This is a genomic window from Salmonella sp. SJTUF14076 (assembly GCF_015534835.1).
In the GTDB taxonomy this organism is placed as follows: domain Bacteria; phylum Pseudomonadota; class Gammaproteobacteria; order Enterobacterales; family Enterobacteriaceae; genus Salmonella; species Salmonella enterica.
The window spans coordinates 829,216-844,871 of record NZ_CP064674.1 but is presented as its reverse complement, the minus strand read 5'-3'; the positions used below and the strand labels follow the sequence as shown (position 1 = coordinate 844,871).

The 15,656-nt window shown below is 54.2% G+C and carries 16 protein-coding genes and 1 pseudogene; 7 read left to right on the top strand and 10 right to left on the bottom strand.

What is annotated here, in order from left to right:
- Window positions 1–136: 136 nt before the first annotated feature.
- The 3 genes from fbaA to epd all read right to left on the bottom strand — a co-directional run bounded on the left by fbaA (window position 137) and on the right by epd (window position 3,549).
- On the bottom strand, window positions 137–1,216 hold the full coding sequence (gene fbaA, locus HU143_RS04180) for a class II fructose-bisphosphate aldolase (RefSeq protein WP_000034386.1): 1,080 nt from the start codon (window positions 1,214–1,216) through the stop codon (window positions 137–139).
- Between the two features lie 101 nt (window positions 1,217–1,317).
- Complete coding sequence (pgk, locus tag HU143_RS04175; RefSeq protein ID WP_000111274.1) at window positions 1,318–2,481, bottom strand: phosphoglycerate kinase; 1,164 nt, start codon at window positions 2,479–2,481, stop codon at window positions 1,318–1,320.
- 21 nt (window positions 2,482–2,502) lie between these two features.
- Window positions 2,503–3,549, bottom strand: a complete 1,047-nt coding sequence (epd, locus tag HU143_RS04170; protein ID WP_000218338.1) for an erythrose-4-phosphate dehydrogenase — start codon at window positions 3,547–3,549, stop codon at window positions 2,503–2,505.
- A gap of 373 nt (window positions 3,550–3,922) precedes the next feature.
- Between epd and HU143_RS04165 the strand changes: the two genes are divergently transcribed.
- The 5 genes from HU143_RS04165 to HU143_RS04145 are packed head-to-tail and all read left to right on the top strand — an operon-like array spanning window position 3,923 to window position 6,975.
- Entirely contained in the window at window positions 3,923–4,348 is a 426-nt protein-coding gene (locus HU143_RS04165) for a PPC domain-containing DNA-binding protein (protein ID WP_000218564.1), read from the top strand.
- 25 nt (window positions 4,349–4,373) lie between these two features.
- Entirely contained in the window at window positions 4,374–4,952 is a 579-nt protein-coding gene (locus tag HU143_RS04160; RefSeq protein WP_000124001.1) for an ECF transporter S component, read from the top strand.
- A complete protein-coding gene (locus HU143_RS04155) occupies window positions 4,953–5,660 on the top strand; it encodes an energy-coupling factor transporter transmembrane component T (protein ID WP_023193720.1) in 708 nt (235 codons plus the stop codon).
- The gene (locus tag HU143_RS04150) at window positions 5,648–6,325 is read left to right on the top strand and encodes an ABC transporter ATP-binding protein (RefSeq protein ID WP_001524843.1); all 678 of its coding nucleotides are present in this window, start codon (window positions 5,648–5,650) and stop codon (window positions 6,323–6,325) included. Before HU143_RS04155 ends, HU143_RS04150 begins: the two co-directional genes overlap by 13 nt.
- The gene (locus HU143_RS04145) at window positions 6,319–6,975 is read left to right on the top strand and encodes an ABC transporter ATP-binding protein (protein ID WP_023226762.1); all 657 of its coding nucleotides are present in this window, start codon (window positions 6,319–6,321) and stop codon (window positions 6,973–6,975) included. Before HU143_RS04150 ends, HU143_RS04145 begins: the two co-directional genes overlap by 7 nt.
- Window positions 6,976–7,017: 42 nt before the next feature.
- Here the strand turns inward: HU143_RS04145 and tkt are convergent, their stop codons facing one another.
- Entirely contained in the window at window positions 7,018–9,009 is a 1,992-nt protein-coding gene (tkt, locus tag HU143_RS04140) for a transketolase (RefSeq protein WP_020839033.1), read from the bottom strand.
- Window positions 9,010–9,284: 275 nt separating this feature from the next.
- On the opposite strand from tkt, the gene HU143_RS04135 reads away from it, so the two are divergent.
- The gene (locus HU143_RS04135; protein ID WP_000701824.1) at window positions 9,285–10,043 is read left to right on the top strand and encodes a M48 family metallopeptidase; all 759 of its coding nucleotides are present in this window, start codon (window positions 9,285–9,287) and stop codon (window positions 10,041–10,043) included.
- Window positions 10,044–10,055: 12 nt separating this feature from the next.
- Here HU143_RS04135 and HU143_RS24795 read toward each other — a convergent pair.
- From HU143_RS24795 to HU143_RS04110, 6 genes and pseudogenes are all read right to left on the bottom strand, one after another.
- Window positions 10,056–10,140, bottom strand: a pseudogene (locus tag HU143_RS24795) (hypothetical protein); the annotation flags it as partial.
- A 3-nt stretch (window positions 10,141–10,143) separates the two neighbouring features.
- Window positions 10,144–11,064 (bottom strand): agmatinase, encoded by a 921-nt coding sequence (speB, locus tag HU143_RS04130; RefSeq protein ID WP_000105550.1) that lies wholly within the window; start codon window positions 11,062–11,064, stop codon window positions 10,144–10,146.
- A 228-nt stretch (window positions 11,065–11,292) separates the two neighbouring features.
- Complete coding sequence (gene speA / locus HU143_RS04125; RefSeq protein WP_001278580.1) at window positions 11,293–13,269, bottom strand: biosynthetic arginine decarboxylase; 1,977 nt, start codon at window positions 13,267–13,269, stop codon at window positions 11,293–11,295.
- Window positions 13,270–13,277: 8 nt separating this feature from the next.
- On the bottom strand, window positions 13,278–13,409 hold the full coding sequence (yqgB, locus tag HU143_RS04120; RefSeq protein ID WP_000729109.1) for an acid stress response protein YqgB: 132 nt from the start codon (window positions 13,407–13,409) through the stop codon (window positions 13,278–13,280).
- A gap of 85 nt (window positions 13,410–13,494) precedes the next feature.
- Window positions 13,495–13,644: a hypothetical protein gene (locus HU143_RS24750; protein WP_001751809.1), complete on the bottom strand. Its 150-nt coding sequence runs from the start codon at window positions 13,642–13,644 to the stop codon at window positions 13,495–13,497.
- 59 nt (window positions 13,645–13,703) lie between these two features.
- Window positions 13,704–14,003, bottom strand: coding sequence for a hypothetical protein (locus HU143_RS04110; RefSeq protein WP_001543499.1), 300 nt, complete (start codon window positions 14,001–14,003; stop codon window positions 13,704–13,706).
- Window positions 14,004–14,058: 55 nt separating this feature from the next.
- Here HU143_RS04110 and metK point away from each other — a divergent pair, with 55 nt between their 5' ends.
- Window positions 14,059–15,213: a methionine adenosyltransferase gene (gene metK, locus HU143_RS04105; protein ID WP_001062140.1), complete on the top strand. Its 1,155-nt coding sequence runs from the start codon at window positions 14,059–14,061 to the stop codon at window positions 15,211–15,213.
- The last annotated feature ends 443 nt before the right edge of the window (window positions 15,214–15,656 follow it).

Here is a 15,656-nt window from a genome sequence, read left to right as displayed (position 1 = left end):
TCGGCATCATCCCAAAACCAAAAAAGGCAGGTACACTGTGAGTTGGCCGGATGAAAGCGCTAACTAACGCCGCTCTCCGGAAATAACGATAAAAAAATGGCTTCCCGAGGGAAGCCATTTCAATCAGCAGACTATATTACAGAACGTCAATCGCGTTCAGTTCTTTAAATGCTTTTTCCAGACGAGCGATCATCGAAGTCTGGCCAGCACGCAGCCATACGCGCGGGTCATAGTATTTCTTGTTCGGCTGATCTTCGCCTTTCGGGTTGCCCAGCTGACCTTGCAGATACGCTTCGTTTTCTTTGTAGTAGTTCAGAACACCTTCCCAGGTTGCCCATTGGGTATCGGTATCGATGTTCATTTTCACTACGCCGTAGCTTACGGAGTCTTTGATTTCCTGAGCAGTAGAACCGGAACCGCCGTGGAAAACGAAGTTCAGGCTGTTGTGCGGCAGGTTGTGTTTCTTAGAAACATAGTCCTGAGAATCACGCAGAATGGTCGGGGTCAGAACCACGTTACCCGGCTTGTAAACGCCGTGTACGTTACCGAAGGAAGCGGCAATAGTGAAACGCGGGCTGATTTTGCTCAGCTCAGTGTACGCGTAATCAACGTCTTCCGGCTGGGTGTACAGGGCAGAAGCGTCCATGTGGCTGTTGTCCACGCCGTCTTCTTCGCCACCGGTGCAACCCAGTTCGATTTCCAGAGTCATGCCAATTTTGGACATGCGCGCCAGGTATTTGGAGCAGATTTCGATGTTTTCGTGCAGAGACTCTTCAGACAGGTCGATCATGTGAGAAGAGAACAGCGGTTTACCGGTCGCTGCGAAGTGTTTTTCACCCGCGTCCAGCAGACCGTCGATCCACGGCAGCAGTTTCTTGGCGCAGTGGTCAGTGTGCAGGATAACCGGAACGCCATAATGTTCAGCCATCTGGTGAACGTGATGCGCGCCAGAGATAGCGCCCAGGATTGCCGCGCCCTGAGGTACGTCAGTTTTCACGCCTTTACCCGCGATGAAGGACGCGCCGCCGTTGGAGAACTGAACGATGACCGGCGCTTTAACTTTTGCAGCGGTTTCCAGAACAGCGTTGATGGAATCAGTGCCCACGCAGTTAACTGCCGGCAGAGCAAAATTGTTTTCTTTTGCTACCTGGAACACTTTCTGTACGTCATCACCAGTGATCACGCCTGGTTTTACGAAATCAAAAATTTTAGACATGTTTCGTTGTCCTGTATCGTCGGGCTTTGGGAAAAAACACGGGCCGCCCTGAATGTCAGATCGGCGATAAATCAACGGGCAGGAATCCCTGCCCGTAACGATTACTTCTTAGCGCGCTCTTCGAGCATCGCTACGGCTGGCAGAACTTTACCTTCCACGAATTCGAGGAATGCGCCGCCGCCAGTAGAAATGTAGGAGATTTTGTCAGCAATGCCGAACAGGTCGATTGCCGCCAGGGTGTCGCCGCCGCCAGCGATGGAAAACGCTTCGCTATCAGCGATGGCATTCGCCACGATTTCAGTCCCTTTACGGAAGTTCGGGAACTCAAACACGCCAACCGGGCCGTTCCACAGAATGGTTTTGGCATTCTTGAGGATTTCAGCCAGCTGCTGAGCGGAAGCATCGCCGATATCCAGGATCTGCTCGTCTTCTTTCACGTCGTTAACGGATTTCAGAGTCGCTGGTGCGGTTTCGGAGAACTCGGTGGCAACGCGAACATCGGTCGGAACCGGGATATCGCAAGTGGTCAGCAGACGTTTTGCTTCGTCAACCAGGTCAGCTTCGTACAGGGATTTACCGACGCTGTGGCCCTGAGCGGCAACGAAGGTGTTGGCGATACCGCCGCCGACAATCAGCTGGTCAGCGATTTTAGACAGGGAATCCAGAACAGTCAGTTTGGTAGATACTTTAGAACCACCAACGATAGCCACCATCGGACGAGCCGGCTCTTTCAGCGCTTTACCCAGCGCATCCAGTTCAGCGGCCAGCAGCGGGCCTGCGCACGCGACGTCAGCAAATTTGCCGATACCGTGGGTAGAAGCCTGCGCGCGGTGCGCAGTACCAAAGGCGTCCATCACGAATACGTCACACAGGGCGGCATATTTTTTAGACAGCGCTTCGTCGTCTTTCTTTTCGCCTTTGTTAAAGCGAACGTTTTCCAGAACCACCAGCTCACCTTCGGCCACGTCAACGCCGTCCAGGTAATCTTTGACCAGGCGAACCGGGTTAGACAGTTTGTCTTTCAGGTAGTTAACAACCGGCAGCAGAGAGAATTCTTCGTTGTACTCGCCTTCGGTAGGACGACCCAGGTGGGAAGTTACCATCACTTTCGCGCCCTGTTTCAGAGCCAGTTCGATGGTCGGCAGAGAGGCGCGGATACGCGCGTCGCTGGTCACTTTCCCTTCTTTAACAGGTACGTTCAGATCCGCACGGATAAAAACGCGTTTCCCGGCCAGATCCAGATCGGTCATCTTAATTACAGACATGGTGAATCCTCTCAATGATGCTTAAAGTTTTGTCGACGCTGACGCGTCGAGCCTGAAACCAACTGCGGCCATCGCTAACGTGGTGTCGAGCATCCGGTTAGCAAAGCCCCATTCATTATCGCACCAGACCAGCGTCTTGATCAGGTGGGCGCCACTGACCCGGGTTTGCGTGCCATCAACAATGGCGCTGTGCGGGTCGTGGTTAAAATCTATCGAGACCAACGGTGATTCCGTATAGTCAACTATACCATGAAATGCACCTTGTGCTGCTTTTTGCAGCAACTGGTTGACTTCACTGGCTTTTACTGGTTTTTTCACCGTCACGCTTAAATCGATCGCCGTCACATTAATGGTTGGAACGCGCACGGCAATCGCCTCAAAACGGTCGTTAAACTGCGGGAATATACGCGTAATGCCTGCCGCCAGTTTTGTATCTACCGGGATAATCGACTGGCTGGCCGCGCGCGTGCGCCGCAGATCGGAGTGATACGCGTCGATCACCTGCTGATCGTTCATCGCGGAGTGGATCGTCGTGACGGTACCAGACTCGATGCCGTAAGCATCATCCAACAATTTAATGACGGGAATTATGCAATTCGTGGTACAGGATGCGTTTGAGACAATACGATGTTCCGCACGCAGTTGATTCTGGTTCACGCCAAAAACGACGGTGGCGTCAAGATCGTTGCTGCCCGGATGAGAAAAGAGCACTTTCTTCGCGCCAGCGGCAATATGCGCCTCGCCATGCTCCCGGTTGCCATATACGCCCGTACAATCCAACACGACATCCACGCCCAGTTCGCGCCACGGCAGATCCGCCAGCGTTCGTTCATGCAGAATACGAATGACATCGTCGCCGACAAAAAGCTGCTCGCGCTCGTGGCGAACCTCCCATGCAAAACGCCCGTGGCTGGTATCGTATTTCAACAAATGCGCCATGCCTGCGGCATCCGCCAGCTCGTTGATGGCCACCACGGTAATTTCCGCCCGACGTCCGGATTCATACAAAGCACGAACCACGTTACGTCCGATGCGACCAAAGCCATTAATCGCTATGCGTACGGTCATAGGTCTCCTGCAAGGCTATCCCGATTCAGATGAGGCTGACAGAGTAATGCAGCTCATCGTCGAGTAAAACCTCACCTGTCGCAAACTGCGACTGATTGGTTAATTGTCGAACATTTAATTAACTGAAACGCTTCAGCTAGAATAAGCGAAACGGGGAATAAAAGGAATGTTTGTCCAGTCGAAGAAGACAGTTATCTGACCTGCATCACATTTCATGGCCGCTTACGCTGCAATTTATTCCATATTTAAGAATCACCAGTACATCCGTCAGATCTTTTCATCGTCGCGTCACAAATACTGATTTATATCAGAAAGCGCTGCCGCCAGCGTCTATATTATCAGCGCCACGTCCGAGTCTCGGAGTCCTGTAACGATGACTGTATCTCACCACAACGCCTCTACAGCGCGCTTTTACGCGCTTCGTCTGCTTCCCGGCCAGGAAGTGTTTTCCCAATTACACGCCTTTGTGCAACAGAACCAATTACATGCCGCCTGGATTGCAGGGTGTACTGGCAGTCTGACCGACGTTGCGCTGCGTTATGCCGGGCAAGAGGCGACCACATCGCTCACCGGCACGTTTGAAGTTATCTCGCTAAACGGCACACTTGAATTGACCGGCGAGCATCTGCATCTCGCGGTATCAGATCCCTACGGGGCCATGCTCGGCGGCCATATGATGCCAGGGTGTACCGTGCGTACCACGCTGGAACTGGTTATCGGCGAGCTGCCAGCGCTGACGTTCAGCCGTCAACCGTGCGCCATTTCCGGTTATGACGAACTGCATATTTCTTCCCGTTAATTGACGACTCTTTAAGAGGTACTTTATGGCGCGTCGCCCGTTTTCCAGCCAGTCTCTGGTGCTGATTGTCATCGCTATTGCCATCAATATGATTGGCGGACAGCTTATTAGCATGTTGAAGCTGCCTATTTTTCTCGACTCGATCGGCACCTTAATTAGCGCGGTACTGTTAGGGCCGTTCATCGGCATGTTGACTGGGCTTCTGACCAACTTGCTGTGGGGGCTGCTTACCGATCCTATCGCTGCCGCGTTTGCCCCGGTAGCGATGGTTATCGGTCTGGTCGCCGGGTGGCTGGCGCGCGCAGGCTGGTTTCGTACCCTGCCCAAGGTGATCGTCAGCGGGGTCGTCATTACGTTAGCGGTGACGCTGGTCGCCGTACCGCTTCGTACCGCGCTTTTTGGCGGCGTTACCGGCAGCGGCGCTGATTTATTCGTCGCCTGGATGCATTCAATGGGCCAAAACCTGGTGGAGTCGGTAGCGATTACCGTCATAGGCGCTAATCTGGTCGATAAAATTCTGACGGCGATCATCGTTTGGGTGCTGCTGCGTCAGCTACCGTTACGTACGACACGGCATTTTCCTGCGATGTCAGCCGTACGCTAAATGCATCCGTTTACCTCGTTAACCTTATGGGCGCTGGCGGCCTGCACCACGCTGCTACTCCCTGCGCAGACCGTGCTCCCGATTTATAGCGCGGCGGCCTTCCTCTGTCTGCTGGCGCTGAAATCAACGCGGCGGCGGGCGAAGTATGTCGCCTGGCTGATGCTGTCTTTAGGGTTTGGGCTATGGCTGGTACATGGCGGTTGGCTAACAGAATGGATAAGCGGGCAGCCTCGCGATCCGCAGCGCTGGGTATATGCCGTTACGCTATGGCTACGTCTGCTGGCGATCGTGTCGACGTCGCAGCTATGGATGCAGTATGTGCCGGTTCAGCGGTTTATTCGCGCCCTGTTCGCTTCACGTCTGCCGCCCGGCATCGCTTACCTGTTCGCTGGCCCGCTGCTGGTCGTCGAACAGCTCAAACGACAACTGACGATCGTTCATGAAGCCCAGCGCGCGCGCGGCGTACCGCTGGATGAAGGCTGGTATCAGCGGCTACGGGCTATGCCTGCGCTGATCGTGCCGCTTACGCAAAATGCGCTTAACGATCTGACAATACGCGGCGCGGCGTTGGATATGCGGGGGTTTCGGCTGCATCGAGCCCGAACCACGCTGTGGGCGCCGAAAGATAGCATGTTACAACGGGTTGCGCGGTATGGCATGGTACTGCTAATACTGGCGGAAGCGGGAGTATGGATATGGTTACGTTAGAGCAGTTTCGTTATCTTCCGTCCGATGCGACACGCCCGCCGGCATGTTTTGATTTCCACTATTCAACACCCGGAATAGTGGCGATAGTCGGCGATAACGGCAGCGGAAAAAGTACGCTGGCGCAACTGATGGCTGGCTGGTATCCGGATTATCTTCCCGGTGATATTGACGGCACAGGCTTACTGCTTGGCGTCCCTATCGGGCAGCTCCCGCTGGTAGAACAGTCGCCCACCATCCAGTTGGTGCAGCAATCGCCTTATTTACAGCTTTCCGGCTGTACCTTTAGCGTAGAGGAAGAGGTGGCGTTTGGCCCGGAGAATCTCGGCCTCCATGAAGCGGAAATTCTACGGCGCATTGACGAGGCGCTGACCCTGACAAACTGCCAGTCGTTACGCCATCGCCATCCCGGCACGCTCTCCGGCGGCGAAACGCAGCGGGTAGTAATTGCCAGCGCGCTTGCCATGCAGCCCAGACTGTTAATTCTTGATGAAGCCTTCAGTCGGCTGACGTCAGCGGCCACCGGGATGCTGCTGGAACGGCTACAACAGTGGGCGCTGGAACGTCATTCTCTCATTGTGCTTTTTGAGCGTAACCATTTTCCTTTTCTGACGCGATGCCAGCGGGTATGGCAATTGCGCGACGGAGCGCTAACCCCATTATGTTGACGTTAAATCAGGTCGCTTATCGCTGGCCGGATGCCGCAGCCGACTGTCTGCACGCTATCTCGCTTGAACTTCGTGACGGCGAATGGCTGGCGTTGACCGGCGATAACGGCGCGGGAAAATCAACACTGTTACGGATTATGGCCGGCCTGCTTTCCCCCACTTCCGGCTCGGTAACGCTTAATGGAGGGCCGATTGCGCAGCTTAAAAATCGTCAACGCGCCGCCGCTATCGGCGTACTCTTTCAGGAAGCGGAAAACCAGATTTTCCACAGCAATGTCGCGCAAGAGGTCGCTTTTGGGCTGAAACTACAACGCTTATCGGCAGAGGAAATTTTACGGCGCACGCAGGCCGCGCTGAGGTTATGCCAGCTAACGGACGTCGCCGAGGCACACCCGCTTGATCTGCACGCCGCGCAGCGCCGGATGGTGGCGGTCGCCAGTCTGGAGGCGATGGCGCCGCCTGTGTTATTGCTGGATGAACCCAGCCGGGATTTTGACGCCCACTGGCTAACCGTATTTGAACACTGGCTGGCGACATGCCGGGCACGGGGAACCAGCGTCGTGGCGATTAGCCATGACGCTGCGTTTACCCAGCGTCATTTTTCACGGGTGGTACGGCTGGAAAACGGCAGGTTGTCAAAGGGGGAATAAAAACGGGTCGCCGAAGCGACCCGTTTTATGCCGTATTAAGGATTACAGCAGCGCTTTCGCTTTGGCGATCACGTTGTCCACCGTGAAGCCAAACTCTTCAAACAGCAGCTCTGCCGGAGCAGACTCACCGAAGGTGGTCATACCGACAATAGCGCCGTTCAGGCCGACGTATTTGAACCAGTAGTCAGCGATACCCGCTTCAATCGCCACACGCGCAGAGACCGCCTTCGGCAGCACGGATTCACGGTAAGACGCATCCTGCTTGTCGAACGCGTCGGTGGACGGCATGGAAACCACACGCGCCTTCACGCCTTCGGCAGTCAGTTTTTCGTAGGCGGCAACCGCCAGCTCAACCTCAGAACCGGTCGCAATGAAGATAATCTGCGGCTGGCCCGCACAATCTTTCAGTACGTAACCACCGCGGGCGATATTCGCCAGTTGCTCTTCAGTACGTTCCTGCTGCGCCAGGTTCTGACGGGAGAGGATCAGCGCGGTTGGGCCATCCTGACGCTCTACGCCATATTTCCACGCCACCGCGGATTCCACCTGGTCGCACGGACGCCATGTGGACATGTTCGGCGTTACGCGCAGGCTTGCCACCTGCTCGACCGGCTGGTGCGTCGGGCCATCTTCGCCCAGACCGATGGAGTCGTGGGTGTACACCATCACCTGACGTTGTTTCATCAACGCTGCCATACGCACTGCGTTACGGGCATATTCGACGAACATCAGGAAGGTGGAGGTGTACGGCAGGAAACCGCCGTGCAGGGCGATACCGTTGGCGATAGCGGTCATACCGAATTCGCGCACACCGTAGTGAATATAGTTACCCGCCGCGTCTTCGTTGATAGCCTTAGAACCGGACCACAGGGTCAGGTTAGACGGTGCCAGGTCAGCGGAGCCGCCGAGGAATTCCGGCAACAGCGGACCGAAGGCTTCGATGGCATTCTGGGACGCTTTACGGCTGGCGATTTTGGATGGATTCGCCTGCAGTTTAGCGATGAACTCATTCGCTTTCGCATCGAAGTCAGCCGGCATGTCGCCTTTCATACGACGAGTGAATTCAGCAGCTTCCTGCGGGAAGGCTTTCTCATAAGCCGCGAATTTCTCATTCCATGCAGACTCTTTCGCCTGGCCGGCTTCTTTCGCATCCCACTGGGCGTAGATTTCAGACGGGATTTCGAACGGCGCGTATTTCCAGCCCAACTGTTCGCGGGTCAGCGCGATTTCCGCGTCGCCCAGCGGCGCGCCGTGGGAATCGTGGGTACCCTGTTTGTTCGGCGAACCGAAACCGATGATGGTTTTGCACATCAGCAGGGACGGTTTGTCAGTCACGGCGCGAGCTTCTTCCGTGGCGCGTTTAATGGCGTCGGCATCGTGACCGTCAATGCCACGGATAACGTGCCAGCCGTAGGCTTCAAAACGTTTCGCGGTGTCATCGGTGAACCAGCCTTCAACATGACCATCGATAGAGATACCGTTGTCATCATAGAACGCGATCAGTTTGCCCAGTTTCAGAGTACCAGCCAGAGAGCACACTTCGTGAGAAATGCCTTCCATCATGCAGCCGTCGCCCATAAAGACGTAGGTGAAGTGGTCAACGATGTCGTGGCCAGGACGGTTAAACTGCGCCGCCAGAGTTTTCTCGGCAATCGCCATCCCGACGGCGTTGGCAATACCCTGACCCAGCGGGCCGGTAGTGGTTTCAACGCCAGCGGTGTAGCCTACTTCCGGGTGACCCGGGGTTTTTGAATGTAGCTGACGGAAATTCTGCAGTTCGGACATCGGCAGGTCATAGCCGGTGAGGTGCAGCAGACTGTAAATCAGCATTGAGCCGTGGCCATTGGACAGCACAAAGCGGTCGCGGTCGGCCCAGGACGGGTTGGTCGGGTTGTGGTTCAGGAAATCACGCCACAGGACTTCGGCAATGTCAGCCATACCCATCGGGGCACCCGGGTGACCGGATTTGGCTTTCTGTACTGCGTCCATGCTCAGCGCACGAATAGCATTGGCAAGCTCTTTACGTGAGGACATTTTGACTCCAGATCGGATGTTGAAAGGCCATGCCCGTAACGACTTGACGACAGCGCGTTTTGGGCTACGCCGGAAAATTTGCCAACAATTTACCCCAAGCCGCGCGTCATGTACATGGAACATCCTTTTACCGCTTCAGAAATCTCCGGATCGTGCTCGCATGTTGCGCAATTAGCTAACTTGCCTGCCACGCTTTTCTTTATACTTAACCCAGGCGCTAATTCATCTGCAACGGGCGCATTTCAAAACAATATTGATTCGTATGGAAGATTAAAATGAAAATTCGCGCTTTACTGCTTGCTTTGGGCATGGCGACGGTGCTGACCGGTTGCCAGAATATGGACTCTAATGGACTGCTTTCTTCGGGCGCTGAAGCTTTTCAGGCCTATACGTTAAGCGATGCGCAGGTAAAAGCGCTGAGCGATCAATCCTGTCAAGAGCTCGACAGCAAAGCGAAAATCGCGCCGGCGAGCAGCGAATACGCTAAACGACTGGCAAAAATTGCCGCCGCGCTGGGGGATAACATTAACGGCCAGCCGGTGAACTATAAGGTTTACGAGACGAAAGACGTCAACGCGTTTGCCATGGCGAACGGTTGTATCCGCGTCTACAGCGGACTGATGGATATGATGACCGACAACGAAGTTGAAGCCGTGATCGGCCATGAAATGGGCCATGTCGCGCTGGGTCATGTAAAGAAAGGGATGCAGGTCGCGCTGGGCACTAACGCCGTGCGCGTCGCGGCGGCATCGGCAGGAGGCGTTGTCGGCAGCCTGTCGCAATCACAGCTTGGCGATCTTGGCGAAAAACTGGTGAACTCGCAGTTCTCCCAGCGTCAGGAGTCCGAAGCGGATGATTATTCTTACGATCTGTTGCGCAAACGCGGTATCAGTCCGGCAGGACTTGCCACCAGCTTTGAGAAACTGGCAAAACTGGAAGCGGGTCGTCAAAGCTCGATGTTCGACGATCACCCGGCGTCCGCAGCACGCGCACAGCATGTGCGCGATCGTATGAGCGCGGACGGGATCAAATAATCCCCGAACAGTGCCGGATGGCGGCGTGAACGCCTTATCCGGCCTACAAGCATCAATCAGCTGTAGGCCGGATAAGCGCAGCGCCATCCGGCAAAACAACTTACTCGCCTTTCTTCGCCGCCTGGATATAGAGCATTTCTAATGCCAGCGTCGCGGCCGCTAGAGCGGTGATCTCCGACTGATCGTAAGCCGGCGCGACTTCCACTACATCCATACCGACAATGTTCAGATCTTTCAGACCGCGTACCAGTTTAATGGCGCGATCGGAGGTCAAACCGCCGATCACCGGCGTACCGGTGCCAGGCGCAAACGCCGGGTCCAGACAGTCGATATCAAAGGTCAGATAGACCGGCATATCGCCGACGATCTGTTTCACCTGAGCGAGAATATCATCCACGCCGCGATCGTTGACCTGGCAGGCATCCAGCACGGTAAAGCCATTGTCTTTGTCAAACTCAGTGCGAATACCGATCTGTACCGAATGATGCGGATCGATCAGGCCTTCTTTCGGCGCGGTGTAGAACATCGTGCCGTGATCGAATTCGCAGCCGTTAGCGTAGGTATCGGTATGCGCGTCAAAATGTACCAGCGCCATTTTGCCAAAATGTTTCGCGTGGGCGCGCAGCAGCGGCAGCGTGACGAAGTGGTCGCCGCCGAAAGAGAGCATACGCTTGCCTGCAGACAGCAGTTTTTCAGCGTGAGCCTGTAATTTTTCGCTCATTTCACGGGCATCGCCAAACGCATACACCAAATCGCCGCAGTCCACGACGTTCAGGCGCTCGCGCATGTCAAAATTCCACGGGAAACGGTGATGTTCCCAGGCGAGGTTGGTCGACACCTGACGGATCGCCGCCGGGCCATGACGACCGCCAGCGCGACCGGACGTTGCCATATCAAACGGTACGCCAGTGATCACCCAGTCGGCATCGCTGTCATACGGCTGGAAGTTCATTGGCAGACGTAAAAAACCAAACGCATTAGAAACCAGTGAGTTATCGTACTGATGACCTAAGGTACTCATGTCCTGACCTCTTTTAGAGTCGTTGCATTAAAACAGATGAAAAAAAATCCCCTCCGCGTCGTTAAACCCGACGAGGAAGGGATTGATTTGTAAATCGCTATTGCGGCGAATTATCGCCGTTAATTCATACGGGTTCAAGTGAGTATAGCATTCTGCCGGGTGGCGGCTTTACCTTATCCAGCCTGCATTCATAGGCCCGGTAAGCGCAGCGCCACCGGGCATCAACGGCTACTCATCTTCAAGATAAGTATAACCGTACAGTCCCGCTTCAAATTCCTCAAGGAACTGCTGCTGCAACGCATCGTCCAGATCCGTCTGTTTTACCTGGTCGCGGAAATGCGTTAACAGCGTTTTCGGGTCCAGTTGCACATATTGCAGCATATCCGCAACGGTGTCGCCTTCGTCCGACAGCTCAACCTCGACGCTACCATCCGGGAAGACAAACACGTCAACCGCTTCAGTATCGCCAAACAGGTTGTGCATGTTACCGAGGATCTCCTGATAGGCGCCGACCATAAAGAAGCCGAGCATCGGCGGATTCTCTGGATCGTATTCCGGCATCGGCATCGTCGTGGCGATACCGTCGCCATCGATATAGTGGTCGATAGCGCCATCGGAATCACAGGTAATATCCAGCAGCACGGCGCGACGTTCCGGTACCTGATCTAACCCTTCCAGCGGCAGCACCGGGAAGAGCTGATCGATTCCCCACGCGTCCGGCATTGACTGGAACAGCGAGAAGTTGACGTACATTTTGTCCGCCATCCGCTCTTGCAGTTCGTCGATAATCGGACGATGCGCACGGTTTTGCGGGTCCAGTTGCTTCTGCACTTCATGGCACATGCTGAGATAAAGTTGCTCCGCCCAGGCGCGCTCCTGCAAACTAAACGCGCCGGAAGAGTAGCCGATATGAATATCGTGCAGATCCATTTGGCTATCATGCAACCACTCACGCAGCGAGCGGCGGGTGCCAGGTTTATGCATCTCCTGCCAGGTTTCCCACAGATTTTGTAGCGCGCGCGGCGCATCTTCAGCAGGGGCAGTCGGATCCGTGTATTCGTTACGCTCCACGCCGATAATGTTAGAGACCAGTACCGTATGGTGCGCAGTGACGGCGCGGCCAGACTCGGTAATCACCGTCGGATGCGGTAAACCATGCTCTTCGCAGGCATCGCCAATCGCCCAGATGATGTTATTGGCATATTCGTTCAGGCCATAGTTCACCGAACAGTCGGACTGCGAGCGGGTACCTTCATAATCCACGCCCAGACCGCCGCCCACGTCGAAGCACTGGATATTAACGCCCAGCTTATGCAGCTCAACATAGAAACGCGCGGACTCGCGCACGCCGGTCGCGATATCGCGAATGTTCGCCATCTGCGATCCCAGGTGGAAGTGCAACAGTTGCAGACTGTCCAGACGCCCGGCGTCACGCAGGGTCTCCACCAGTTGCAGCACCTGGGTCGCCGCCAGGCCGAATTTTGATTTTTCGCCGCCGGAGGATTGCCACTTACCGGACCCCTGAGAGGCCAGACGCGCACGTACGCCCAGACGAGGAACCACGTTCAGGCGCTCAGCTTCTTCCAGCACAATCGCGATTTCAGACATCTTTTCGATGACCAGATAAACCTTATGGCCCATCTTCTCGCCAATCAACGCCAGCCGAATGTATTCACGGTCTTTATAACCATTACAGACGATCACGCTACGGGTCATGCCGGCATGCGCCAGCACCGCCATCAATTCCGCTTTCGACCCCGCTTCCAGCCCCAACGGTTCACCGGAATGGATAAGGGACTCGATCACGCGGCGATGCTGATTGACCTTAATCGGATAAACGAGGAAGTAGTCGCCGTTATAACCGTAAGATTCACGCGCACGCTTAAACGCCGCGTTAATTGAACGCAAACGGTGTTGCAGGATCTGCGGGAAGCAGAACAGCGCCGGCAGACGCTGGCCTTGCGCTTCGCGCGCTTTCACCAGTTTGGCAAGATCGACACGCGCTTCCGGTACGTCGGGATCGGGGCATACGCTAATATGGCCCAGCTCGTTGACGTCGTAGTAGTTATTGCCCCACCAGGCAATATTGTAAGTGCGCAGCATCTTGCTGGCTTCCTGGGAGCTCATTGCAACCTCCTGCATGGAGCGTAGTACACCCTGTTCGCCTGCTGACGAAGGCGAACCCATAGACATGTCGTCAGACATAGCGAACCTCAATTTTTATTAGCAAGTGTAAAACAGTTGACTACTATCGCAATCCGAAGACGCGATAACAACCCATAGACAAGCGGATTTTCCAGCAGATAGCGCTGATGCTCCGCCTGCGCGACCGGTTTCTTTTTCATATCATTGTAAACACGTAACCGAACTCACAGATAACGGTTCGGCGAAACCACGAGAAAACTCTTGCGTTAACAAGAGCGCCCTTGTTCAGTCTTCAGCGCCATTGCCGGCTCTGGAATCCTGAGAAGCGCCGAGATGGGTATAACATCGGCAGGTATGCAAAGCAGAGATGCAGATTGCGGGGGACATGCGCGCACCAGAACGATGCGACAGATTCAGCAGAATACAACGGTTCATTATCTCGTATCACCTCCACGGCCGCCTCGTAAGACGAACCCACAAGCCAAAGCAACGTTTTAACCCGGCTGGAAGTGGCGACACGAAGAAAACGTCGTGTGCTTTTGTATGAGCCGCGCGTCGCGTTTTATACCCAGAACGCAGAAAAAAAGCAAAGCATAAATGCGCATAATGTCAGCATTATCAGAAACGTTTACCGCCTGATTTTGACCGACATTGCGACGGCCTTCAAAAAAAGCTGGAAATTGGGCGAAGAAGTGACCTAAAATAGCCGTCCAGATGTTAATCCATCCATACTGATTAACACTCAGACTGCCAGTGTCAGTAACCTTCAGACTCATGGTAGAATCTTCTGTCATGACTATTCCGCACAACAGTTTGAGCTAACTAAATTCTCCTTAGGTGAAATTAAATATGGCAAAACACCTTTTTACGTCTGAGTCCGTATCAGAAGGGCATCCTGACAAAATCGCAGACCAAATCTCTGATGCCGTGTTGGACGCAATCCTGCAACAGGATCCGAAAGCACGCGTCGCCTGTGAAACCTACGTTAAAACCGGCATGGTTTTAGTTGGCGGTGAGATCACCACCAGCGCCTGGGTCGATATCGAAGAGATTACCCGTAATACGGTGCGCGAAATTGGCTATGTGCATTCCGACATGGGCTTTGACGCCAACTCTTGCGCGGTACTGAGCGCAATTGGCAAACAGTCTCCGGATATCAACCAGGGCGTTGACCGCGCAGACCCGCTGGAACAAGGCGCGGGCGACCAGGGCCTGATGTTTGGCTACGCGACAAATGAAACCGACGTACTGATGCCTGCGCCAATCACCTACGCGCACCGTCTGGTACAGCGTCAGGCTGAAGTGCGTAAAAATGGCACCCTGCCATGGTTGCGTCCGGATGCAAAAAGCCAGGTCACTTTCCAGTATGACGACGGCAAAATCGTCGGTATCGACGCCGTGGTTCTCTCTACGCAGCACGCAGAAGATATCGACCAAAAATCGCTGCAAGAAGCGGTGATGGAAGAGATCATCAAACCCATTCTGCCGTCTGAATGGTTAAATACGTCCACTAAGTTTTTTATCAACCCAACCGGGCGTTTTGTTATCGGCGGCCCGATGGGCGATTGCGGTCTGACCGGTCGTAAGATCATCGTTGATACCTACGGCGGTATGGCGCGTCACGGCGGCGGTGCCTTCTCCGGTAAAGATCCGTCTAAAGTTGACCGTTCTGCAGCTTACGCTGCGCGTTATGTCGCGAAAAACATCGTGGCGGCAGGTCTGGCGGATCGCTGTGAAATCCAGGTCTCCTACGCTATCGGCGTAGCGGAGCCGACGTCCATCATGGTGGAAACGTTCGGTACTGAAAAAGTGCCTGCTGAACAGTTGATTCTGCTGGTACGCGAATTCTTCGACCTGCGCCCGTACGGCTTGATTCAGATGCTGGATCTGCTGCACCCGATCTACAAAGAAACTGCGGCTTACGGCCACTTCGGTCGCGAAAACTTCCCATGGGAAAAAACCGACAAAGCGCAACTGCTGCGCGATGCTGCCGGTCTGAAATAATCGCCCGCGCCTGACGCTGTTTTTCAGTCAGGTAAACCATACCGTACTTATAAAGGCCAGCGCCCTGCTGGCCTTTATCATTGCTGATACACGCAACGTTATCAGATGTTCCAGCGTGTATTTATACTGACCTTTTTGTGATGCGCAGCACAATCCGCTCTCCCCTTTCGTTTCTTCGACTACACTTTTTATCATTCAGTTTCAGCCATCATGAAAGCGGTTACATTCATTTTCATTGAGAACTGACCGCATCACTGTCGGTATGCTAACTCTGCGATGAAAATGTTACATAGTTTTTCAGTTTTGTCTGAATACCAGGCGATTGATAGGGTTATAAGATTATTAAAACTATTATTTTTCAGATAATTAAATAATCACCGAGATAAATAGTAGTGTAAACGATTACACCATTGTGATTAGCCTCACATCTTTTTACGGCGTAC